This is a genomic window from Paenibacillus sp. UNC217MF (assembly GCF_000686865.1).
GTDB lineage: Bacteria > Bacillota > Bacilli > Paenibacillales > Paenibacillaceae > Paenibacillus_B > Paenibacillus_B suaedae.
On record NZ_KK366027.1, the window covers coordinates 256,159 to 277,739 of the forward strand.

Annotated in this window: 23 protein-coding genes; 14 read left to right on the forward strand and 9 right to left on the reverse strand. The window is 43.5% G+C overall.

Annotated features, from left to right (window positions below; genetic code table 11):
* Positions 1-58: 58 nt before the first annotated feature.
* Positions 59-1,402 carry a lytic polysaccharide monooxygenase gene (locus tag BP95_RS0117180; protein WP_442952334.1) on the reverse strand — a complete coding sequence of 448 codons (1,344 nt, stop codon included), beginning with the start codon at positions 1,400-1,402 and terminating at the stop codon, positions 59-61.
* A gap of 858 nt (positions 1,403-2,260) precedes the next feature.
* Here BP95_RS0117180 and BP95_RS0117185 point away from each other — a divergent pair.
* Complete coding sequence (locus tag BP95_RS0117185; protein WP_036667247.1) at positions 2,261-3,076, forward strand: lipase family protein; 816 nt, start codon at positions 2,261-2,263, stop codon at positions 3,074-3,076.
* Between the two features lie 35 nt (positions 3,077-3,111).
* Positions 3,112-3,963 (forward strand): lipase family protein, encoded by an 852-nt coding sequence (locus tag BP95_RS0117190; RefSeq protein WP_028532819.1) that lies wholly within the window; start codon positions 3,112-3,114, stop codon positions 3,961-3,963.
* A 117-nt stretch (positions 3,964-4,080) separates the two neighbouring features.
* Here BP95_RS0117190 and BP95_RS0117200 read toward each other — a convergent pair whose 3' ends face one another.
* From BP95_RS0117200 to BP95_RS0117215, 4 genes are all read right to left on the reverse strand, one after another.
* Positions 4,081-4,698, reverse strand: a complete 618-nt coding sequence (locus tag BP95_RS0117200) for a hypothetical protein (protein WP_021255668.1) — start codon at positions 4,696-4,698, stop codon at positions 4,081-4,083.
* 177 nt (positions 4,699-4,875) lie between these two features.
* Positions 4,876-5,883 carry an alpha/beta hydrolase family protein gene (locus BP95_RS0117205; RefSeq protein ID WP_028532820.1) on the reverse strand — a complete coding sequence of 336 codons (1,008 nt, stop codon included), beginning with the start codon at positions 5,881-5,883 and terminating at the stop codon, positions 4,876-4,878.
* A 26-nt stretch (positions 5,884-5,909) separates the two neighbouring features.
* The gene (locus BP95_RS0117210) at positions 5,910-6,542 is read right to left on the reverse strand and encodes a GNAT family N-acetyltransferase (protein ID WP_021255670.1); all 633 of its coding nucleotides are present in this window, start codon (positions 6,540-6,542) and stop codon (positions 5,910-5,912) included.
* A complete protein-coding gene (locus BP95_RS0117215) occupies positions 6,517-7,329 on the reverse strand; it encodes a helix-turn-helix domain-containing protein (protein ID WP_036667248.1) in 813 nt (270 codons plus the stop codon). The genes BP95_RS0117210 and BP95_RS0117215 overlap by 26 nt, the downstream gene beginning before the upstream one ends.
* 374 nt (positions 7,330-7,703) lie before the next feature.
* On the opposite strand from BP95_RS0117215, the gene BP95_RS0117220 reads away from it, so the two are divergent.
* From BP95_RS0117220 to BP95_RS0117245, 6 genes are all read left to right on the forward strand, one after another.
* Positions 7,704-8,378, forward strand: coding sequence for a hypothetical protein (locus BP95_RS0117220; RefSeq protein WP_028532822.1), 675 nt, complete (start codon positions 7,704-7,706; stop codon positions 8,376-8,378).
* A gap of 60 nt (positions 8,379-8,438) precedes the next feature.
* A complete protein-coding gene (locus BP95_RS0117225; protein ID WP_021255673.1) occupies positions 8,439-8,798 on the forward strand; it encodes a hypothetical protein in 360 nt (119 codons plus the stop codon).
* A 51-nt stretch (positions 8,799-8,849) separates the two neighbouring features.
* Entirely contained in the window at positions 8,850-10,145 is a 1,296-nt protein-coding gene (locus BP95_RS0117230) for a hypothetical protein (protein WP_028532823.1), read from the forward strand.
* A gap of 49 nt (positions 10,146-10,194) precedes the next feature.
* On the forward strand, positions 10,195-11,862 hold the full coding sequence (locus tag BP95_RS0117235; RefSeq protein ID WP_028532824.1) for a DUF6138 family protein: 1,668 nt from the start codon (positions 10,195-10,197) through the stop codon (positions 11,860-11,862).
* Between the two features lie 116 nt (positions 11,863-11,978).
* Positions 11,979-12,419 carry a DMP19 family protein gene (locus BP95_RS0117240; RefSeq protein ID WP_021262872.1) on the forward strand — a complete coding sequence of 147 codons (441 nt, stop codon included), beginning with the start codon at positions 11,979-11,981 and terminating at the stop codon, positions 12,417-12,419.
* Between the two features lie 17 nt (positions 12,420-12,436).
* Positions 12,437-12,997 (forward strand): SMI1/KNR4 family protein, encoded by a 561-nt coding sequence (locus BP95_RS0117245; protein WP_028532825.1) that lies wholly within the window; start codon positions 12,437-12,439, stop codon positions 12,995-12,997.
* Between the two features lie 136 nt (positions 12,998-13,133).
* Here the strand turns inward: BP95_RS0117245 and BP95_RS0117250 are convergent, their stop codons facing one another.
* Positions 13,134-14,516 (reverse strand): SMI1/KNR4 family protein, encoded by a 1,383-nt coding sequence (locus tag BP95_RS0117250; RefSeq protein WP_028532826.1) that lies wholly within the window; start codon positions 14,514-14,516, stop codon positions 13,134-13,136.
* 179 nt (positions 14,517-14,695) lie between these two features.
* Positions 14,696-15,127 (reverse strand): MarR family winged helix-turn-helix transcriptional regulator, encoded by a 432-nt coding sequence (locus BP95_RS0117255; RefSeq protein ID WP_036667249.1) that lies wholly within the window; start codon positions 15,125-15,127, stop codon positions 14,696-14,698.
* A 230-nt stretch (positions 15,128-15,357) separates the two neighbouring features.
* Between BP95_RS0117255 and BP95_RS0117260 the strand changes: the two genes are divergently transcribed.
* Together BP95_RS0117260 and BP95_RS0117265 are read left to right on the forward strand one after the other, a co-directional pair.
* Positions 15,358-15,996, forward strand: coding sequence for a nitroreductase family protein (locus BP95_RS0117260; protein WP_028532828.1), 639 nt, complete (start codon positions 15,358-15,360; stop codon positions 15,994-15,996).
* Between the two features lie 49 nt (positions 15,997-16,045).
* On the forward strand, positions 16,046-16,342 hold the full coding sequence (locus BP95_RS0117265) for a putative quinol monooxygenase (RefSeq protein WP_021255682.1): 297 nt from the start codon (positions 16,046-16,048) through the stop codon (positions 16,340-16,342).
* 184 nt (positions 16,343-16,526) lie between these two features.
* Here BP95_RS0117265 and BP95_RS0117275 read toward each other — a convergent pair whose 3' ends face one another.
* Both BP95_RS0117275 and BP95_RS0117280 read right to left on the reverse strand, forming a co-directional pair.
* A complete protein-coding gene (locus BP95_RS0117275; protein WP_021255683.1) occupies positions 16,527-17,090 on the reverse strand; it encodes an SMI1/KNR4 family protein in 564 nt (187 codons plus the stop codon).
* Positions 17,091-17,118: 28 nt separating this feature from the next.
* Positions 17,119-17,562 (reverse strand): Lrp/AsnC family transcriptional regulator, encoded by a 444-nt coding sequence (locus BP95_RS0117280; RefSeq protein WP_028532830.1) that lies wholly within the window; start codon positions 17,560-17,562, stop codon positions 17,119-17,121.
* A 140-nt stretch (positions 17,563-17,702) separates the two neighbouring features.
* Between BP95_RS0117280 and BP95_RS0117285 the strand changes: the two genes are divergently transcribed.
* The 4 genes from BP95_RS0117285 to BP95_RS0117305 all read left to right on the forward strand — a co-directional run bounded on the left by BP95_RS0117285 (position 17,703) and on the right by BP95_RS0117305 (position 21,534).
* Positions 17,703-18,284 carry a DJ-1/PfpI family protein gene (locus tag BP95_RS0117285; RefSeq protein ID WP_021255685.1) on the forward strand — a complete coding sequence of 194 codons (582 nt, stop codon included), beginning with the start codon at positions 17,703-17,705 and terminating at the stop codon, positions 18,282-18,284.
* A gap of 158 nt (positions 18,285-18,442) precedes the next feature.
* Complete coding sequence (locus tag BP95_RS0117290; RefSeq protein ID WP_197035302.1) at positions 18,443-19,210, forward strand: GNAT family N-acetyltransferase; 768 nt, start codon at positions 18,443-18,445, stop codon at positions 19,208-19,210.
* A gap of 505 nt (positions 19,211-19,715) precedes the next feature.
* Entirely contained in the window at positions 19,716-20,279 is a 564-nt protein-coding gene (locus BP95_RS0117300) for a sigma-70 family RNA polymerase sigma factor (RefSeq protein WP_028532833.1), read from the forward strand.
* Positions 20,245-21,534 (forward strand): DUF4179 domain-containing protein, encoded by a 1,290-nt coding sequence (locus BP95_RS0117305; protein WP_028532834.1) that lies wholly within the window; start codon positions 20,245-20,247, stop codon positions 21,532-21,534. The genes BP95_RS0117300 and BP95_RS0117305 overlap by 35 nt, the downstream gene beginning before the upstream one ends.
* Positions 21,535-21,581: the final 47 nt, after the last annotated feature.

A 21,581-nucleotide genomic window follows, 5' to 3' on the forward strand; every position in this document is an offset into this window, starting at 1 on the left:
GCCGTCAGCATCTCAATGCTGACGGCTATTTGCATAGCTAATTGATAGCGCGCCGATTCTAAGGGATTACTTTCCACACATCAGCGCCTGAAGAACCTGGCGTTTCGCCTTGCGTCCACCATTTCGCTTCATAATTCACACCGTTATGCGTTACTTTATTTCCGGCTACATACACGGTCGTTGCGCTCCAGGACGGATATGTAGTAGGGGCGGACGGTGTAGTGACGTTTAGAACGTTGCTTGCTAACGATACGTTGCCAGCAGCATCAATCGCTTTAACGGTGAAGGAATACGAAGTATTTGCCGTCAGACCCGTGACAAGGTATTCCACAGTTGAACCTGAGACAGTCGCGATCAACGTCGTGCCTTGAAATACTTGATAGCCCGTAACTCCAACATTATCCGTAGAAGCGTTCCACATTAATGGGACTGTTGTGGAAGTCGAGCTGCCCATGACATGAAGGCTGCTTGGCGCTGTAGGAGCTACTGTATCTGGACCAGTCACAGGAAGCGTCGTGAAGGTTACCGCATTGCTTGCTGCGGATATATTTCCTGCGGCATCAACAGCTTTTACTGTAATCGTATACGAAGTATTCGATGTTAAACCTGTCAAGTTGGCAGTTAACGCTCCGTTTGTCGTTGCGATTTGGTTGGATCCGTTAAAGATCTGGTAGCCGGTTACGCCAACGTTGTCCGTGGATGCGCTCCAAGTGATCGTTGCGTTTGTCGCCCCAATATTGGATACCGCTGCACCAGCTGGGGCAGTCGGAGCTACATTATCAACGTTCCCACCAAAATTAACGTCAATGACATTATAGAAGGCATTCAAGGTATCGGAAATTTCCCAAACTGCAAGAATGACTTGATACCCAGTTCGGCTCGGAACATTGCAAGTGTCGGAATATGTGTTGCCTGGTAATTTACCGTTGTAAGGCACGTTGCAGAAAGGAGTTAAATCGAAGGAGTCGCGAGTAAGTGGTGCGTTAGGATTCCAGTTTTGCTTTGTGATGTAATATTTCCAGCTTGTCGTTGCGTGAGGCACTTTAATTTTCCAATTAAATGTCGTCGGTCCTGGACTTAAATTAACCTTAGTCCAACGCGTCGCAGATTGCTCGTCAAGAGGAGCAAATCTGCCAACAGCACCACTTGCAATTTTCCCATCGGCCGGGCCTCCCGCCGGGAACCCCTTAAGTCCTTCCACGCTATAAGGTTCATAAATAATCTCTCCACAGTTCTTATTGACGCCGTCTGCACAAAGACCTGCACGGCTGTTGGTCACGTTACCGTGTGCGAATGCCTTATCCCCGAGTATGAGGGACATCGCGAAGAGAAGCACGAGCACAGTGCCGACAGCAAAAAGAAAGTTAAACCGTTTTGCTCCAGATGAACATAAAGTAGACATCATGAATTTCCTCCATTTCATTCATTTTATTGGCAATGTATAACCGCTGTAATAATCAAATGACACCTCCTTCATATGCTGATTATATATAAACTCTCTTAGGAGCTTATATCAGTTCCTCGCATAACGAATAGATCTGTTGACCAGGGTGGTAGAAAAGAAATGCATTTGATACTGTCGAAACGTGATAGACGTATTCTAGAGCGATGGGAGCGGCATCATGAAGTAGCAGTAGCTGATTCTTGTCGTTGAGTGATTGGGTGTTAATTTGAGGGATTTCGGAATCGAGTTGCGTTATCGTGAACGTAGACAGGAAGTTCAATAGTTGATCATGAGGTAGGTCTCAAGTGGATGCGTAACTTGGCAGGAAGGATCCGAGCTGAAGTAGGTAGTACCATGTGACAACAACATAGTTATACCCATAAATTTCTATGCATTAAAAATATATCATTATATGTTTTCTGTGGCAATTAGTTTGTTTTTGGTAGCTTAAATATGTGCAATTTCACCATTTCACCTACTTGCGGACTCAGCATATTTTCTCAGGCCTCACAGACGTATGGCGAAAGTGATAAATAAAAAAGGAGAGCCCGTCTAATGTCGAAGCAGGAGAGTATATAATTGGAAATGCGCTCCAAACCAAAAGCATACATTTGCATGCACGACAGGGTACCAGTGGCGTATACAAAAACTTCTAGGGTAGTGTCGTATGGTCCAACAGGCATATATACGAAGAACACCATATCAATCAGCTGGGCATATACTCAGAATAGGGGAGAATCAAGTTCATTAACCCCGTTAATAATTAAGTTCATCATAAAAATTGATCGACTTGGATATAAGAGGAGAATCATTGATATGGGGTCATCTTTTCATAGCAAGACTGCAATCTTGCTTGCTGCTATGTGCTATCAGACGTATCCATTGTACTTAGAAGGAACACTTGTCTTGCCATCGGAGTATAAGCTTATCTATACGATTCGTGCACTTGCAAATGTTGAGAATCCTACTAAAATCGTATTTGGTTTTATTGCAGAGTCCCCAGATCAAATTATTATCGCGTTCAGAGGATATGCGGCCTATCCTGAAGATCTGTTAGCCGCCTATGACATATTACAGGTACAGTATCCCTACGTTCCTAATGCCGGGAATACCTCACGTGGATTTACATGTATCTATCGCTCAACAAGAACTAAATTAATTCATGAGTTGAATAAGCTCTCAGCCACAAAGCAACTATATATTACCGGCCACAACTACGGCGGGGCTCTGGCCACGCTTGCCGCGCTGGATATTGCGGTCAACACCAAGTTTAACAATCCTGTTGTATATACGTACGGGAGCCCTCGTATTGGAGACCCGCGCTTCGCTAACCAATTCGACAATGTGATTAGAAATAAAGTTAGGATTGTGAATACTCATGATTCATTTCCTACGTTTCCTGCTCAGCATTATCCGCCTCCTTTTACGAAGCAGGGGATACGATATCAGCATGTCAAAACTAAGTACCCGCTTGCCTTTCAACTGAATACGGTTACTCGAAATGACAGTATTGCATGTTACTTTACATCTCTCAGCGAGAAAGACCCTGTTTTCGCCGATATGTTATGCAGCAATAATCCCGGTTTTTGTCCCAATCCCGATATATGTGTTCCGTTTGGGGGAACATGCTAGAGGATGAAGATTTGATGAGAAAAGGGAGCTGCCTAATGAAAGAATCCAAATTAGAACACCATTTTGACGCAGAAGACGCCATCTTGCTATCAGCCATGATCCATCAGGCCTATCAACTATTTGCACAAGAACCATTTGTACTCCCCAAGGGATTTTCCGTATCATTGATCATTCGTGCTCTTGCTGGCGTTGAAGAGCCGGAGGAGGAAGTGTTCGGTTATATTGCGCAATCCAGTCATCGAATCATTGTCGTCTTCAGAGGAACCCGAACATTTAAGGACAATGAGTCGGATCAAGATTTATATCAGATTCCGTATCCTTTTGTCCCCGAATCTGGACGTACTCATCGCGGATTCACATGTATCTATCATTCAGCAAGGGTAGCGTTGATTAGAGAACTTAGCAAGCTTTTTACATCGAAAACACTGTTCGTGACAGGCCATAGTTTAGGAGGAGCCTTAGCCGTACTGGCTGCTTATGATATTGCAGTTAACACTCCCTTTACGAAACCTATTGTATATACGTACGGAAGCCCACGTGTCGCAAGCCCTACGTTTGCATCAAAATTCGATCTAACGGTTAAGAACAGCATTCGCATTGTCAATATTCATGACATTATTCCAACCTTGCCGGAACGATCGTATCCGCCTCCGTTTACGAAGGACGGAATAACCTATGAGCATGTGAAGACGAAGTATCCGATCTCATTTCAGTTGAATAGTTTGGCCAATCGCAATCACGAGATTGTCTGTTATTTTAAAAATCTCAGTAAAAAGAATCCTTATTACGCGAGCTTACTTTGTGAAGAAAATCCAGGTTTGTGTCCGGATACAAGTTGGTGCGTACCGTTTAAAGGAATATGCAGTCCAGTGGAGGAGGAAGGGTAAGCCGACATTAGCCGACTTGAAAGACGGGAAGTTCCAGGAGTTCCCCTCCAGATTGCTGAACGAACTCCTTAATATAAGTCGGAAGACAGTGGAGGGGCTGGCTATACACAAACATATCTAATTGAAAAAATTGATATTGGCGTAGAACATAAGACCGGCTGGGTTACCAGGCGTGACAGGCGGATTAGGACCCAAGTAGTTCACGACAGTGAACGAAGCGAGAATCCCGTATATTCCTCCTGCTGGCAGCGGATTACTGGATATGTTATAAATGCGAATGTTCTGCCAATTATAAGGTAGAATTTCAACCAATCCTGTGTTGGCATCCATACTGCCGTCAGTCAATACGGGAGGAGTGAGTGTTGTGATAAAAGCGGGATTCTGGCCTGAGAGATCGTAGACATCGAGACGTGCAACATGAGCATTATCTGCAAATACAGTAAGACTAACGTCAAGCGATACTGAACTTACTTCACTACCAACCCCACCACTAAAGGCAGCAAATGCCCTTACCTGGTTATCTGTGGTTGTTGAATCCCAAATATATTCGGGAGTTCCAAATCCACTAGTATCATTACTATACTTGGTAATGTTTGGCCAAACTGGATATTGAGAAATGACGGTAGCCCTGTTACCAGCGGCTCCTGTTACAGCTAAATTTATCGCTGTGAGTTGATCAGGTGCTACATAAGTATTTGCATTGCTTGCAACGACAGTTTGCCCTAAGAAAGGCATAAATGGACACCCCCATGAGCACGATTTCTCTGTTCCCATGCAGGATATTCATATGACGCAAGCTTAGATTGGACAAAAGTGCAGAAAAGAATGAACCGTTCGCAAGGTCAATAAAAACCAATAGGCCCTTAGGGTCGGGGATAACCCCGACCCATCTATCTATATCTGGGTATGATGTTATTTAGGAAGCTTCCTCAGAAACTTTTCGATCGCATCCATATAACCCGGTATTGTTATTTGTCTAGGGGCGAACAGACTAAGGAACGTTGCTCGTAGATTCGAGTTCACCGTCTGCTTGCCGAGCATCGAATGATCAGCATCAGGGAAGACAGCAACGGTCAATAATTCAGGCTTAACGATGTCTCGGTAGACTCGCTCCGTATTTTTCACATCAACATTTATATCCTCTTCACCTAGAATCAGCAGTACAGGCGAGTTGAAGTTGCGAAGATCTTGTGTGGCATCCGACATCAAATTTTTGCCGGCGAATATCCATCTGTCTCTCGACATCAAGCTGTTTTTACGTGCGATTTTGACATACTCTTCATAGGAGGCATGTTTCTCTAACAGCTGTCGTACTTGTCGGTTATAGGCCAGTTTGTCTTGAATCTCTGCTTCCGATTTTCCATCAGCCAGCATTTCACTGCGTGTATTGTATTCACCTTGACTAATCCAGTTGATTGCAGGGGATAGAAGAAGGCTAAACGCGAGCTGTTCCTGCTTGGCAAGCTTCGGAATAACCCAGCCCGCTTGACTCGCTCCCCATACCCCAATCTGCTTACCGTCGATCATCGGCTGCTCTATGGCCCAGGCAATCGCCTGACGGGCTTCTTCCACACGGTCATCTATACTTTGATGCTCCCAATTTCCTTCTGAACCGTTAATGCCTCTTTTATTAAGAGACAAAGAAGCATACCCAAGGGAAGCCAGCCGTTCCCATAGCGGCTTATAGCCGTCCTCGTGCGTAGCGTTAATAGGGCCGTCCCCATGAATGAACAACACAAGTCCAAGCTTGTTTGTGTAGTTCTTAGGCAGTACGAAGCTGCCTGTTAATTTGCCTTGAGGCGTCTGGATTTCAACAATCTGTTCATCCATGTCATAGTCGTGTTGATTCAAAATATACAGTCCAGCACCGCCAAAAATCAGAACAATCATGATTAAGGATATCGCTAGTTTCTTTTTCATCTACTATTCTCCTTGTGTGAATCTCTCTATGTCTTCAATTTTCGGGTCATATAAAGCCATGTTCCTTCATTGAAGAAGAAGTGACGCAGAATACTATATTCTTGTATTTGGGTAGAGAAGGATAACTGCTCATACAGCTGTTTTGCCCGTGGATTCGTACCTGCGACATGCAAGCTTAGTATGCTCAGGCTTGGTTCTGCTAGCGCAAACTGCTGCGCCCATTCCAACAGCAATCTTCCAATTCCCTTGCTTCGATGATCGGGGTGGACAGCCACGTCAGCAATATAACATTCCTCAGCTAACGGCTTATGCTCTAGTAGGGACAATCCGATCACCAGTTTAAGAAATGCCCATTTTCCAATGAAAGGATAATCCTTCCACGAAGGAAGATTGCTCGTTGCCTGTTGAACTTCTGCATTCGCACTCCATTTGATCGATAAAGTACCGATCACTTCTCCCGCTTGCACCGCGACAACCCTCAAGCTTGCCTGTTCAGCAGGAAAGGAATCCAGCATTTTCTCGAAAAAAAGAGCAAGATTCTCCTCACTCAAGTTCGTAAGGTGCTGGAATTTCCCGCGAAACCCGTGGACGAGCAAACGTCCGACTTTGGCATTATACTTGACCTGCATCGGTTCAATCGTGATTTGTCCCGCAGTCATGATCATTGCCTCCTTCAGAATTGGCAGTTGGCTCTATTAACATTTGCAGCTCGTAGTGAAGCTGGTTGTTGCTGAACAGAGACAAATACGATTTCTCAATAACGATCAAAGGTCCCCATACAACATAAAATTGCGCAGCAGCATATTCATAGAACTGTTCTACAACTTGATCAAGCTCATCGACTTCTTGAATGGCGCACTGCATCGACAGGTAATCTCCCTCCGGCACAGAAAAATCGCCAGGTGCTTGCGTTTCCAGACACAAGGTGCTCAGACTTGAACCATCATCGATGTAGTGGATATCCATCTCGAATAAGTCCGGAATATGTTTCTGCTGCTCTACCAATTGTTTGGCCGTAAGCTTTGTCTGGGGATACATCTCAATCCACCGTGTGAAATGCCTAGGTTCTCGCCGCTTGACTTGATAGGTGCTATTCGAGTTCATTATGTTCTGCTGTTCGTGCAGCACTTTTTGAATGAACTGTTGGAGATCCCTAAGACGCTGTAATTCCGCTTCTATATCTCGTAGGGAGGATTGAAGCAGCTGTCGGTATTGGGCTCCAGAATAAGAGGTCATGCATTCCTTAATGGATGAGACAGGCACCTCCAACTTGCGAAGCAGCAGAATTTGCGCCAGCTGGTATACTTGCTCCATATCGTACATGCGATACTGGTTGTTATCTGTGTAGCTCGGTTGAAGTACGCCTTTCTCTTCAAAGTACCGGATTTGATGAACGGATACATTCATCAGCTTCGCTAATTCACTAATTGTAATTTCACTTTTCATCACGTCCACTCCTAGGGGGGAAACTTGGAATATCTCAACGATACACCTTAGGTCTGACCTAAGGTCAAGTGTTTGTTGCACATTCATTTTATAAATAGAAGGGAATGTGTCTTTTGATCTAATGGCTGCAACAATATTTACAAGGAACAAAGACGCAAACAAGTAGGACTAATGTATCGTTCCCTAAATACTAGTGGGCTGTAAGGTTGATTGCTATCTTCCTTACCCCGTATACTATCCATAATCAGGAATGGAGTCCCTTCCTTCTACTTGATCTATCAATGGACATAGGAATCCGATTTCCTGATTTTTTTATCTGTAGTATGAAGATGAAGGGATTGATCCTACTGATTAGCGACATGGGGAAGGTGCAAATGGATAAACAGTCATACGCGAGATATTTACTCCAGCTCATGGATGAAGAAGTAGAATCCGATGATGCAGACATCGAAGATAATGAGCTGTATGGATATTTTCAAATGTATATGCCAAGCGGTGAAGGGGTGGAGGCTACCTTTGCACCGCTGAAAGATGGAGACGCCTATTTACAGCGGATTGTACAGATGTATGACGTCCTCGATCCCGCGGATTTTGGCGGAGACACGGTGCCAGGCTATTTTAACAGTAAAGTTGCAGCTGTACCTGAAGAGGTGCTGAGAGGACATGGCGAGCAGCTTATTAAAGGGCTGAAGGAGCTGCTTCAAGAGTTTGAACAAATTGAGGGTGCGGCAGATGCAGCGTCATACCTTTCTGGAATCAAAGAAATTCAAATCCTGCCGCATGGGAAAATAAACAAGATCCGCCAATCACACGATTCTGATGTTTATGAGGCGCTGTTTGAAGTTGTCAGTGAGCACAAGGATTACGATGCACCGATTGAAATTCTGGATGAGGCCTATTATTCAATTGCCTGCGATTATTGGATCTCTTATTATTTGCAGTGGCACCGCTACGGACTTAAGGGCGACCCATTCGCACCTTATTTCGAGCTGTATAGGCTCGGATATTCCGCAATCTTCTCAGAGCACAAATTGCTCATCGGCTCGTAAGAAGTTGTATGCTGATGCGTTGAACGAGAGACAAATAGAGATGAAAGAGGCGAGAGTGCTTTGATAACACCAAATGAAATCTTAACTATGATTCGTGCTGACGGTTTCTTCGAACGTGTTTTTGAAAAAGAAGGGGACTGGGACGCACAACTAGACGCTAGAGAATCAACTGCATTCGATGCGGCATGGAACTCCAGCTACGAAACCATACATAAGAAAGACCCCACTGAAAGTGCGACAATTCGAGATATTAGAGAATATGCGTTCAAGCAAACGTTTCGGCTCACGCAAAATTCCGAGCTGGCTAGTTATGTGTCTGACGACCTCGGTCTCATTGCTAAGGCTTTCGATAGCAAGCTCGCCAATGCATTTGTTAGTAGACTCTGGAATTCCTATCTTCAAGGGCAGTTTCCGAAATGAATCGGTTCGAGATCGATGAATAATAGAACAACATGTGGAGGGTACTCAACTATGGCAGAACGCATTCCATGCAAAACGGAAGGCTGCAGCTCGACGATCCTGCCGGCTACGGCGGCTAAAACAGGCGGTATCTGCATGCCCTGCCAACAGGAACAGGTACGTCAGGAACAGCAAGCGTATATTGAGCAGCATCGTAAAACGGTGAATTTATATGAAGGCTTAACGAACCTAGTAGACATTTTGAAGGTTATGCATGCACAAAGAACGTATAGCCCGCTAATTCAATATGTCGATTACCCGCATAGCAAGGAACACATCTATGTATCCTTGACGGCTGCTGAGGCGGAGCAAATGCTGAAGTTTGCGGTGGAGCTACTGGATGCAGGGAATGAGGATGAAGCGGAACAAATTCTACTATCTCTCGTATGTTACCGGAATGATGATATTTCAAAAGTTCTGCCCAAGCTTATAGAGCGTGACATGTATTATCCCTCGATCTTATTCAAGGATGCGCCGCCTGAAATCCGGGAGCGATTCCTCCAGCAAGTAGAATGGGACGACGACAACCGCAATCATATTCTGATCATACTGAGCTGGATCGGTGACGCTGAGGTTGTGAGACAATTTGAGGAATGGCGGCTGCATCCGCCGAAATGGGCGGGACAGTTATTCGTCAATCCCGACGTGTATGCTCTAGAGGGGGGCTGGGAGCTTGCATCGAACGAAAAAAAACGAGATTTGATCAGTGAGCGATGCTATGCGATTCGGTTAACGGAGGAACAGCCGATACTTTCAGTAGCAGAAACGTCTGCTGCGCACTTCCTAAAGTCGAGCAATTCCAATTGTCCATGGTGCAAGAGGAAGCTCACTATCTTGATGGACGCGGACACCACTCATCCATCCTTGGCGTATCTCGGCCTGCCGATGGAACGCCTGCAAGTGGCAACATGCGAACACTGTGGAGGTTTCAGCACGATTTACATGGAGCTCGATCAACAGGGAGAACCGGTCTGGAGCCGGTTTAATCAGAAGCCCGATTATTTGCCTAATTGGGATGACGAGGACAGCAACGTTGCTGTTGAAGAAATTAAGCTTACTCTATCATCCGAGCCGCACTCTCCGTACTATGCTGCGACTTGGACATTAACACAGCAAGATTCGCAAATCGGAGGTCATCCAAGTTGGGTGCAGGATGCCGACTTCCCACATTGTCCTTGCTGCGCCCAAAGAATGCGGTTTATCGGTCAGCTGGACTGGGCTGATTTCGATAAGTATGGTGAAGGCATTTTCTATATGTTTATTTGTACAGAGGATAGGATGACGGCTACATTATATCAGCAGAGCTGATTCATAAATGCTGAAAGCATAATCACTTTTTAATCAGGAGGAGACACCGTTGAATCACGCTGTAGAAGCTTTTCTGAATGATGTGTGGGAGGAAGTCACATCGATTTACGCAAAAGAAAGCAAAAGGATAAGCGAGTTTAAGGATAAAAGAAGTTTACAGGCTGGGGTCTACAATTATCTGAAAGTAGCGTGGAGAAAAGGCAAGTTTACATGGGCAAATGGAAGCATCCATATCGATATTTACGAGCCATTATCTTGGAGCGACAGCTCGTATAAAGTGGAAGCTGGCGCCTACATAACAGAGTTGACCAATGAGTTGCTCATTGAGGAGTTCTTTCCTGCCTTGTGCGAGCGAGTAGAGCGACTGTTCCTCTCTGAGGAGTTGGGTGCACGTTTCTTTGATTACAAGTTTGAGGTTGTATTGGATTTTGAATGGGAAAATTCAAAGTTATCGCGTAACCAACAGTTCATCAATGAGCCAAAGTTAGATCAACTGAAAAAGACTCTAGAGCAATTTATTCAAACAAAGGTTTTATCTGATCCACTGGCGCAACCAGCCAAGGATGACTATTTCTTTTTTGCCAAACATTTGGTCAATCCTGATTTAATGAAGCAGGAAGTAGATGAGATCGAGCCATTGATCCGACTACTCAATAACAAGCTGAAGGAGAACCAGGAACGCAAAAAAGAATGGATCAGCCGATATACTTATACCTTCAAACGTTGGGCGGAAGATCACTTTTTACCGCAGCATTTTAACCAAACCGGTTATTATCGAAACGAATGGGTGTTGAAGGAGGAAGCAATTCCTTCTTCCGTGGATGCTGGAGAATTGGAGTTCTTTATTTATACAGCCGTACAGATTGGCTTCACTGATCCGGATAATCGGCTGAAATATCTGGGACTTGCGGCGCAATTGGGTTCAAAGCGGGCAGCAGATTATTTAAAAATAGGCAGCGGTAAATTTGAGAGCACCTATCGGGGAGAGAAAGTAGAAGCTCACAACAATGACGTAACGAAGACGATCGACATCCGCATTCTCTCAGAAGAGGAGGCAGCTTACGGTGAAGCGCTCGATTATATCATTGATCTGTTGCGGCGGGATTTCCCTAAAGAATATAACCTTAAGCTGAAAAGCAGCCAAAAGCATGTGCTTCCGTATAAAAAGCTGGCGAAATCCAAGCTGCATCGATTTTTTGCCAATGCACTCAGCTATCCGGCATTGTTCCCCAAAGTTGCAGAATATGCGGAGACGGCAATGGAGGAGTTCGCATGGTACAGCGATGTGGAGCCAAGCGAGAAATCGGCTATGCCGGGCACTTATGCCGTACTAGGCCTCGGCTTGTACAGTGAGGATTATTTCCCATTGGTATCCCGTTATATGGGCATGGTGGATACGGAGCATCAAATGGTGCAGGACGGCTATCCGCAGGCATTTATCGAGGCGCATGGCGTCAAGGCAGAGCATATGCCGGTAATCGTATCCATGTTGCTGGGAGGCATTGACGAGGGGACGAAGGTCAAAAATCTGACTATCGACCGTCCTGAGCTTGCCGAGGCGCTTATCGAGGCATTGCAAGACAAAGAGAATTACCAATGTGAGATGGTCGTGTGCCGAATCTTTGGAAGCGTGAAGAAGCTGGAGGGAGCGGCACGAAAAGCAGAGTCGCCGCTAAAAGAAAGACTGGAGCAGCTATTGACTCTCTCGAACTGTTAATTCTATTAAATATTAACCTAATAAATGATCAGGTAAGCAGCGACGTCCCATGTATAAATGAAGCGTATAAATGATGTTCTGATCTATAAGGTCTATACATTAAAGGGGGAAACAAAATGGAGAAGACGGATATCTGCGACATTTGGTTCGATTTTGCCTCTTCCTTTGTGGATAAGAAAAATGATTCAGGCTGGGATGCCTTGACTCCAGAGGAACAAGAGATCACTTCCTTGTGGCTGTTGGAAGTTGACTTATATAACGGCGGGTTTATTCAGTTTTTCTGCAATTGGGGAGAAGTGGCATATCTCCATGCAATTCGAGCGTTACAAGCGATTGGAGCGATTCATGCACTCGACATCATACAATCCGGATATGCCTGTATCGAACGTTTGTCAGAAGACAAGCGCCTTACAGAACTCTGGGATATTCCTCAGTTCCTTACTGAGGAAGAGATAGAGAGACTTGATAAGTTGGATAATCGATTTTGGGAAGATCCAGATAAAATCGCTGAAATCGCACATCGATACTACGTAGAGCAATTGGGAATACATACTTAATGAGAGGAGGAAATGTATTGGATAAACGGGACTATATCAAAAAAGGGTTTGAAGCTTATTATCGCCGATATGACCAAGTAACGGAGGATGGATTTGGTAGATGGATGGAACCAGATGTTCCGGGTGAAATGAAGGCAACTGACTCTAATGAGGAGTGGTCGATATGGAGATTAGTTCCTTCTACCGTTACTGATGGCGCCATTTGTGCGCTGGAAAAAGAATTCGGGCTGGACTTTCCGGAATGGTATCAAGCATTCATTTCAACCTATCATCACTATTTCGACATCGTGCCAGCACAACCGGTCGATGAGCCGTTACGCCGCATTCAAGATATGTATAATCCACTACTGTGCAAGTGGGGTTACCTTCCATTCGCCTGGGATTCCGAGTATGGTCACATTTTATGCATGGATCTTACTGGGCCAGATGAGGAGCACTATGCAATCTATGAGATTGACCATGAAATATTATTTGATTTTGATGAAGAAAAGACAGGGCGCGATCAACTGAAAGCGTCGATGAGATTCTTGTATCCCAATTTCAAATCGTTTTTTGACGATGCTTTTGAATTGAAATAGTCTTTTATTTTTTTCTCACAGAAGGAAATATTCTTGTTCCCGCTGTATAGCGAATCTCCCATTACTAAAAAAGAAGAAGAGCCCTCGTCCGAACGTGGGCTCTTCTGATTGGTTGCTTGATGCTTGGTCGGTCTTGTTAGGCTTCTTGCAGCTGCTGAACTAGTTCCTCAATCGATTGCTCAGTAAACCGAAGGTGTCCATTAACCTGCACAATCCGTCCTTCCTTTTTGCGGCGATCCAGCCAATCGGTAATAAAGGATGGGGCGTAGCCGCCTTGACCGAACTCGCCGCCGAAGGCGATCATTTTCTCATAGATTCCCAGATACTGCTCGCGGCTGGTCTCTGGATATGACTTTGTATATAACCAAAACTGCAAATCATACATCAAATACGAACGTTCATCCGCATGAAAGGAAAAATGGCCCTTCTCTTCAACAATGCATGTACAGATACGACGGATTTTCGGTTCGATCTGGTCGACTTCAACTACGTTCGAGCATAGCTCCTCCAGCAACGGAGAGAATTTGCCATGAGCTACCCTATGAAGATCTTCTAGCTTATCTTCCTCAGAAGTATCATATTCCTCTTCGTTCACCAGACCTCTAATAAACTCTTCGAAATTATCGGCTAGGAACGTAATTTCATAATCTTGCTCCTGATCGACATGAATTACTTCAGGTTCGCCATCTCTACCGCAGGCTCGGTAGTCCAGCATGACCACATCATGGCCTGCTGATGGACAATCACAAATCACGACGCCAATGTCTGGGTAACCCCAATCCTCAATCATGAACTGACTGCCGAGATCCCCGCAGAGCGAATAGCTCTTCTCACGGCCAATACCCAGAATTCCTGTGATTGCGATATGATCCTCAGCCCAAGAAGTAGCGTCCTCTGTAGGGAAGCGGGTGTTCATCGGAACTCCACCATTGCGGTGTTGCATAAGTGCAATATAAGAGGAGGGGAGCTTATATCCCAATTCCTCCTCGATTGAGGCAATCAGCTCATCCGTAGGCGGCTCGGACTGATATTCTTCTCTCGCATACTCGCTGTCTTCCCAAAAATCATCAAGAGACATATCTGAAAAAGGCTCTACTACTTCAGATCCACTCGCTTTTAAGGCTGCTTCTTTCTTGGCTGCAATTCGTCGTTCTTGTCTTTGCTGTTTTTCTGCTTTTTGAAGACTTAATTCCATTAAGTATTCGACATCCTCATCACCAGGCTGTAATTGATCAGCGGTACGAAATGCCTGAACTGCTTCCTCATAGCGCTTTAGATGAAAGAGCGCAAATCCTACCCGATAGTGCCAGAATGGATCGCGCTGTCCCGATTCAGCTATGTTATCAAAATGTTGAAGCGCTTCTTCATAGAGTTCCAAGTTATTATAAGCTCTGGCCAGTCGACTAATCGTTTCATAATCCCGTTCATTCTCGGGTATGGCTAACAGTGTGTCCACAATTCGCTGGTGTTCATCATCTTCATGCCATTGGTTCAATTGATCCATAAGTATTTGGTTCATTGCTGCCTCCATGAATTTATAGAATGTACTTCTCCAGTACGTACGTTCCAATAGGTAATGATCGCATACAAAAATAAAATGGACAAGGTAAAAAAGACCGATAATGTAAACTTGATTTTGTCCTGCGAGAACATCGTGTTCACGACTGCTCCCGACATCAAAAGCAAAAATGTCATGATTTATATTAATTTTTCTACGTTATGATCAAGCTTTTTCACTAAAATCTGCAGTTGCTTTACCTCTTGCTCTGAAAACCCGCCAAACAATTCAGAGATAAATTGGTTTTTATCTACATCACAGTTCCTTAAAATGTCCTTGCCTGCCTCTGTAATCTGAACAATTACTTCTCGATTATTTTGCTCATTGCGATTGCGGGTAACAAAGCCTTTTCCCTCAAGTATTTTTAAATGTCTTGTTATTGCAGCTTGATCGATCTTCATCTCTTGTTGTAAACCGATTTGAGAAAGCAAGCCCATTTCAAGTAATTTGTACAAGATTTCATATCTCGTTAAGCTAATGCCTAATCGTTTCTCAAAGTGCTGGGTGACATGTCTTTCTATATTCTTGAACATAAGAAATATTTGTTTCATTTCCTGATGAGACACTTGCATTGTTTTTCCACCTCTATAGATGATTAATCAATCATTGATGCGTCAATTATAGATTACATAACCTCATTCTTCAAGGCGGACAGTAAGCATTCGTCTGAGTTTACCCCAAGAAATTCACTTGACTAAATGTTAGACCTGATATATATTGTTTGACATATCAATTGTTGACTAGTCAATTGTTGATTGATCAAAGGATTTGCATTTATATAGATTAAGGAGTAGATCACATCATGTCTAACACAACAAGGAACAATGATTTTCAACAAATACTGTTAGGACGCCGCTCTATTCGCAAATATGATTCGTCCGTAAAAATAAGCAAAGAAGAAATGGCAGAAATGATTGAAGATGCTACTCGTGCACCATCATCTGTCAATATGCAGCCATGGCGTTTTCTAGTCATTGAAAGTGAAGAGGGCAAGGCAACATTAGCACCTCTCGCTCGTTTTAACCAGCTGCAAGTTGAAACTTCTTCAGCAATGATTGCAGTATTCGGGGATCTGAATAGCTTTGAAAATGGGGAAGCGATCTATAACAAAGCGGTAGAATTAGGATATATGCCAACCGAAGTAAAAGAAAAACAGATGGCAGCATTAACAAACTACTATGCAAATCTGTCTCCAGAAGTAAACAAAGAAACCGTGCTAATTGACGGCGGACTCGTATCGATGCAGTTCATGCTAACAGCTCGTGCCCATGGATATGATACTTGTCCAATCGGAGGGTTTGAAAAAGATCAGATTGCTGAAGCTTTCGGTATGGATAAAGAGCGCTATGTTCCGGTCATGCTCATTTCCATTGGAAAAGCAGATGGTGCAGGATACCAATCCGTACGTCTTCCTGTGGAGACAATAGCAGAGTGGAAATAAATTTTTGTGTGAATTATGAATGAAAATAAACGAGCAGAGGGGGATTCAAATGATCATTATTCATGCTGTTTCAAGTGTAAATCCAGAAAAAGAACAAGCTTACGTTGAAGAGATTCAATCTCTAGTGAAAGCTTCTAGAGCGGAAAGCGGAAATATTGCTTATGATTTCTATAAAAGCGTAGAAACAGAACATGTCTATATTATGGTGGAAGTATGGAAAGACCAAGAAGCGGTGGCAGCACACAATTCAAGTGAACATTTCACTTCTTTTGTTGCAAAAGCTAAGGCTTATTTAACAGCACCGCTTGAAGTGAAAGTGTATGGTGGATCTGAAGTAAAAGCGTAAAAGAATAGAACTATGATTTATAAAAAGATGACCTCTAAAGCCACCACGATATTGTGGAATTTAGAGGTCATTTTCCTTATAACGTCGTCCTGAAAAAGAAAACACACAGTCCAATATCGCTGGCGCTTCATCTTGACGTTCAAGCCTTCATTTGCGTAAAACAAATCGAATGGTCTTCCTGCAATCATTCATCATTACCGTAAAGTAAATCTTCAGCCGAGATTGTTCCCGTACATAGCTCTAAGAACGTTGAAGCAACTTGTGCGCTGTCCGCATAGCCTAAATTTCCCGAGTGAGACACAAGAATGGGATATTCATTTTCTTCTGAGATGCTGCGCATATCCCAAGCATAATGAATCCCGCAGCCATCCATAGCAAAGGGGATCGCCTCTGGCATGTACTCGGGAAATTCATAGGCCAGCATCATCGCTCGTAACTCATCAGCACTGAAAAACTGAAAATGCCGAGCACCATTTCCGAATTCACCGCCATTGGAATAACGCAGTAAATCAAGATAAGCGGCGGGAAGACACTTGTTCGGAATAGACCATTTTGCCGGATCGAACGGGTGGTATAGCTTATGTAAAGGATCGGTTACAGGGAAGGGATTGCGCTGCCTTTCTCGTATTTCCGCAATCTCCTCCTCAGATAGAGGGTTGTTCCAATGACTAATAAAATGTTCCACTTCTTGCTCCGTCAAACCGGGATATTTCTGGTAGCACACTTCGAATACAGACGCCCAATTCATCCGAGCGTTCCTCCTTTTGACCTGTTGATTATTTTAATTCTTCACTAGTAAAAGGGTCGATTACTTTTTGTTCATAAGAAGATAACACGATATTTGTTGAGGGCGTACCATACTGCATTGAATCATCAATGAATTTTTCTAAACTCTCTACAGAATACGTTGCTATTTTGACAATATAGCTAATTTCCCCTGCTACCCGGTGACACTCAAGTACATCTGGATGGTTACGACAAAAGCTTGCTAACGATTTACAATCCTTCGATTCAAACAATATAAGTGCAGAGATTGGACGGTTCATTTTTTTTAGAGAAACGCGTGCATGGTAACCCTCAATAATTTGTTGCTCCTCTAACTTTCGTACCCGCTCAGTGACTGATGGAGAAGATAAATGAACAGCTTCTGCCAAATCTTTCATGGAAATTTTCGCATTCGACTGTAATATTCTCACGATGTTTTTATCAATTTGATCCATAACATATCCAACCTTTTTTTATAATATAGAATAACCAAAATAATTAATAAATTAAAGCCAAACAATAAAATATCCTTTTCTAGCCTGTTCATGAGTCTTCTATATTTTTATAAAATAAGGATATGGAGGGGATTTAGAACATGAAAAAGATATTATTATTATTAGCTAACGGATTTGAAGCAGTAGAAGCTAGTGTATTTACAGATGTGCTAGGTTGGAATAAATGGGAGGGAGATGGGTCAACTGAGGTCGTAACCGTAGGTCTCCGGAATAAATTAACCTGTACATGGAATTTTACTATTATCCCTGAAAAAACGGTCAATGAAATTCAACTAGATGAGTTTGATGCACTCGCTATTCCAGGAGGATTTGAAGAAGCTGGATTTTACGAAGATGCCTTCAGTGCGCCATTTTTACATATCATTCAACATTTTTATTCCAATCAGAAACCGATTGCTAGTATCTGTGTTGCATCATTAGCACTGGGCAAAAGCGGGATTCTTAAAGAAAAAAAAGCGACCACATACAATCATTCAACGAGTAAACGAAAAGAGCAGTTAAAGAATTTCGGCGCAGATGTGCAACATGATTTAATTGTTCAGGATGGAAATATTATTACATCTTCAAATCCAGGTACAGCTTTTGCTGTTGCATTTCTATTACTCGAAAAACTAACATCTAAAAAAAATGCGGAACATGTGAAGGATCTTATGGGATTTTGAATCATTCAGAAGCAAGTGAATGTGCAGAAAATAAATATAGGAGTATTCAACATAGTAAAAGCAAATCTTTTCATTTACAGTTTGGTATAGGGCTTCTTATATCTGGAAGCACATGCGAATGAGTAGAGAAAAGTCTAAAGAAAAGGGTACTGATCAAGATGCCAAATCAACAAAACCAACCACTCCAAACGACAAGCATGCCTAGATTTTCAGAGATGATTGCTGCCTTTTGGCAGGGGCAATTCGGAAACGGGGAAGTCCTTTATCACGATGAAGTCTTTACACTCACCATCAACCCTGACCTGAGCGATGACAACCGGGTTATGGTATTGGCAATGACCGACGGGAAGGTAATGGCGGTTCTGACGCCGGCAATGGCTGATAAGGCGGGCCTTACTCAGCAAGCAGAACTGACTGAAGCCACCTTGAGACAAAAATTAAATGAAGCAGGGGTTACGCTGCATGGGGCAGATTATCTCTTCTATTTTACAGAAGCCGATAAGAACTCATTGATGCAAGAAGCCGTGGACGGTGATTTGCGGCAATTGACAGAGCAAGACCATGCTGTATTTTCCGAATTCCAAGCCTCTGCCTCGGAACAAGACTTGGATGACGCTTATGTGGAATTGGATCACTGGGCTGTGTTTGGCTCGTTTGAGCATAACCGCTTAGTGAGTGCCGCCAGCATGTACCCATGGCTGAATTCGCATATAGCGGATACCGGAGTGCTCACGCTGAATGATTATCGAGGGAGGGGCCATGCCCGCAAAGTAGTGCGCTCCATTAGCAAGTTCGCCTACACACAAGGGTACGAACCCCAATACAGATGCCAGCTTGATAACTATGCGTCTACGTCCTTGGCTAAAGCCGCAGGTTTAACACTGTTTGGCAAGTGGGAAATCATTTCTCCTGACTCTGTAAACTGAATTATCGGTTAAAACGAACCTGTCAAATGTGCGTTGATCCTTAAACAGAAGGAGAGGATTATAACAGATAAACATCCGAGTAATTATGAACAGATTTTCAATGAAATTGAAAAATTGCCGTTGCTATTGAATGATGTAGATTATTACCCTTTAGTTAAGCGCGGATACGATTATCTAGTTATGCTGCATGATAGCGGCTTGGATGAAAAAATGGTATATAACCGCCTCTTAGCAACACATCAAAATTTAAAAAATGAGTGGCAACAAGACTTTATAGCAGAACTCTTAGATTTTGTTTGCGGTTTTATTGGGAACCAAGAGTATTGTTCGTCAGAACGTCACGCGGCACCAAGGCTAGTGCAGCAATCTACAGTGAAATCAAACGATTATTAGAGCCCTCATCTGTGTAACAAGGTGTGGGCTATTTGACGTTTATGTATAATTTTTATATAAAATGAACTTTTCTGATCCCCGCGATCTCTTATCTATGAAAAGGGGAGTGAACATGAGAGTAAGCCATCTTGTCAAACAAGCCAAAAAAGGCAACAAAGAAGCATTATTACAGCTCATTATGGCCGATAAGGACGCTTATTACCGACTTGCTTATACATACATGGGCAATGAGCATGATGCGATGGATGCAATGGAAGATATGATAGTCGTACTATATGAGAAGATTGAGCAATTGCAGAATAGCGAAGCGTTCTACAGTTGGAGCAAGACGATTCTCGTCAATCGCTGCAAAACATTACTTCGCAAAAAGGATCGGTTCGTACCACTGGAAGACGAGCAAGAGCCATCACTAGCTGCATTAACAGATGATAATCCTTATCGTGATACCGAGTCCGAAATGGACATTCAGGTGCTGCTATCCCATCTGAATGCACAGCAGCGGGAAGCAATCGAGCTTCGCTATGTTCATGATCTTCCGTATCAGACCATTGCCGATATGACCGGAGCGCCACTTGGAACGATCAAATCAAGAATCTCACAGGGCATACAAAAACTAAAAGTGATGATCGGAGGTGATCGTTATGACAACGATCGAGGAAAAGTTACAGGAGCATAAAGAAACCTTGAATCAAATTCAGGCTCCGTCATGCCTTGAGGGCAGACTTCGAGATGCGCTTCAACCTGTTCCAGTCAAGAAAACGAACAAGAATAAGACTCGCGCATGGGTTGCATCGGCAGCGGCAGCACTCATTCTTATGGTTGGTGTATATGAGTACCCGGCCTTAGCATATTATGGGGGCAAGTTATTTGGCGGCATCAACTTCAACAGCATTGCGGATGTGATGAAGCAGGGAGTCGCACAAGAAGTAAACAAAAGTACAACGCTTAAGGACGGCACTGTCCTGACCATAAATGCTGTAATTGCGGACGATAACGTATTCCGCTTATATTATACAATTGATCGACCCGCTGGCACTGAGTATACGGACCACGACTTTCTACGGTATAGTTTTGAACATGTGAAAGGGTTCTTGACCGATTCCAGCCCAATTGAGGGGGGCGGAAGTCCCGGAAAAAACAAAAGCCAGTTCGTGGGAAATTATGAGTTCGAACCAGTCAGTCCATTTTCTCGTACATTAACCCTTACATTCACTGAGTGGCTGGACAATGGGGAGAAGATATCCTATCCCATCTCCTTCGATTTTGAAGCGAACAAAGCGATGAAGAGTATCATTAAAGAGGATATTTCCGAATCCATCGTTGTCGATAAAGGAACCATTCATTATGACTACATTACGGCTTCCCCAACCTCAACCATCGTGAAGGGACATTATGAATTAGAGGAATATCCGAGATTTTCAGGCCAAACCAAGCTCTATGTGAATGGAAAAGAAGTTAGTTGGACTAGAGGAGGGGGAAGTAATCCAGACTTCGAACTGAAATTTGATCCATTCCCTACAGACAATATTCAGTCCATTGAGCTTGAACTCGTCAATTTTGAAGGATATCATAACATACAAGAGCCTATCTCGCTTGCATCACCATCCGATCGCTCCATTCAAATTGGAGATGAAAAGTTCTGGATTCGCAGCGTTACCAAAACGGCTACAGGTCATGATGTCGTCATTGCGAGAAAACAATTTACGTACTTGAAGACGGACACATTGTCCATACAGGCTGGCAGCAAAGTTATTCCTGTATCGTCAATATCGAAAGAAAGACAATGGGATTTGAAGAACGGCAACATTCTGTGGGAACAGACGTATTCGTTTAATACAACCGATAAACCAGAATTCCTACTGGTGGACTGCTACCAATATATAAAAACCTATAAGAAGAAAATATCGATTCCTGTAGATAATAATAAATAAAATCACGCTGTACAGCGGTTCATAATCATACGTTACACAAACCAAAA

Coding starts and splice junctions, on each gene's coding strand:
- BP95_RS0117280 (WP_028532830.1), bottom strand. CDS start 17,562: ATGGATCAAATTGATAAAAACATCGTGAGAATATTACAGTCGAATGCG.
- BP95_RS0117250 (WP_028532826.1), bottom strand. CDS start 14,516: ATGAACCAAATACTTATGGATCAATTGAACCAATGGCATGAAGATGAT.
- BP95_RS0117190 (WP_028532819.1), top strand. CDS start 3,112: ATGAAAGAATCCAAATTAGAACACCATTTTGACGCAGAAGACGCCATC.
- BP95_RS0117205 (WP_028532820.1), bottom strand. CDS start 5,883: ATGAAAAAGAAACTAGCGATATCCTTAATCATGATTGTTCTGATTTTT.
- BP95_RS0117305 (WP_028532834.1), top strand. CDS start 20,245: ATGACAACGATCGAGGAAAAGTTACAGGAGCATAAAGAAACCTTGAAT.
- BP95_RS0117290 (WP_197035302.1), top strand. CDS start 18,443: ATGCCAAATCAACAAAACCAACCACTCCAAACGACAAGCATGCCTAGA.
- BP95_RS0117220 (WP_028532822.1), top strand. CDS start 7,704: ATGGATAAACAGTCATACGCGAGATATTTACTCCAGCTCATGGATGAA.
- BP95_RS0117210 (WP_021255670.1), bottom strand. CDS start 6,542: ATGACTGCGGGACAAATCACGATTGAACCGATGCAGGTCAAGTATAAT.
- BP95_RS0117180 (WP_442952334.1), bottom strand. CDS start 1,402: ATGTCTACTTTATGTTCATCTGGAGCAAAACGGTTTAACTTTCTTTTT.
- BP95_RS0117265 (WP_021255682.1), top strand. CDS start 16,046: ATGATCATTATTCATGCTGTTTCAAGTGTAAATCCAGAAAAAGAACAA.
- BP95_RS0117215 (WP_036667248.1), bottom strand. CDS start 7,329: ATGAAAAGTGAAATTACAATTAGTGAATTAGCGAAGCTGATGAATGTA.
- BP95_RS0117260 (WP_028532828.1), top strand. CDS start 15,358: ATGTCTAACACAACAAGGAACAATGATTTTCAACAAATACTGTTAGGA.
- BP95_RS0117255 (WP_036667249.1), bottom strand. CDS start 15,127: ATGCAAGTGTCTCATCAGGAAATGAAACAAATATTTCTTATGTTCAAG.
- BP95_RS0117240 (WP_021262872.1), top strand. CDS start 11,979: ATGGAGAAGACGGATATCTGCGACATTTGGTTCGATTTTGCCTCTTCC.
- BP95_RS0117300 (WP_028532833.1), top strand. CDS start 19,716: ATGAGAGTAAGCCATCTTGTCAAACAAGCCAAAAAAGGCAACAAAGAA.
- BP95_RS0117285 (WP_021255685.1), top strand. CDS start 17,703: ATGAAAAAGATATTATTATTATTAGCTAACGGATTTGAAGCAGTAGAA.
- BP95_RS0117200 (WP_021255668.1), bottom strand. CDS start 4,698: ATGCCTTTCTTAGGGCAAACTGTCGTTGCAAGCAATGCAAATACTTAT.
- BP95_RS0117230 (WP_028532823.1), top strand. CDS start 8,850: ATGGCAGAACGCATTCCATGCAAAACGGAAGGCTGCAGCTCGACGATC.
- BP95_RS0117275 (WP_021255683.1), bottom strand. CDS start 17,090: ATGAATTGGGCGTCTGTATTCGAAGTGTGCTACCAGAAATATCCCGGT.
- BP95_RS0117185 (WP_036667247.1), top strand. CDS start 2,261: ATGGGGTCATCTTTTCATAGCAAGACTGCAATCTTGCTTGCTGCTATG.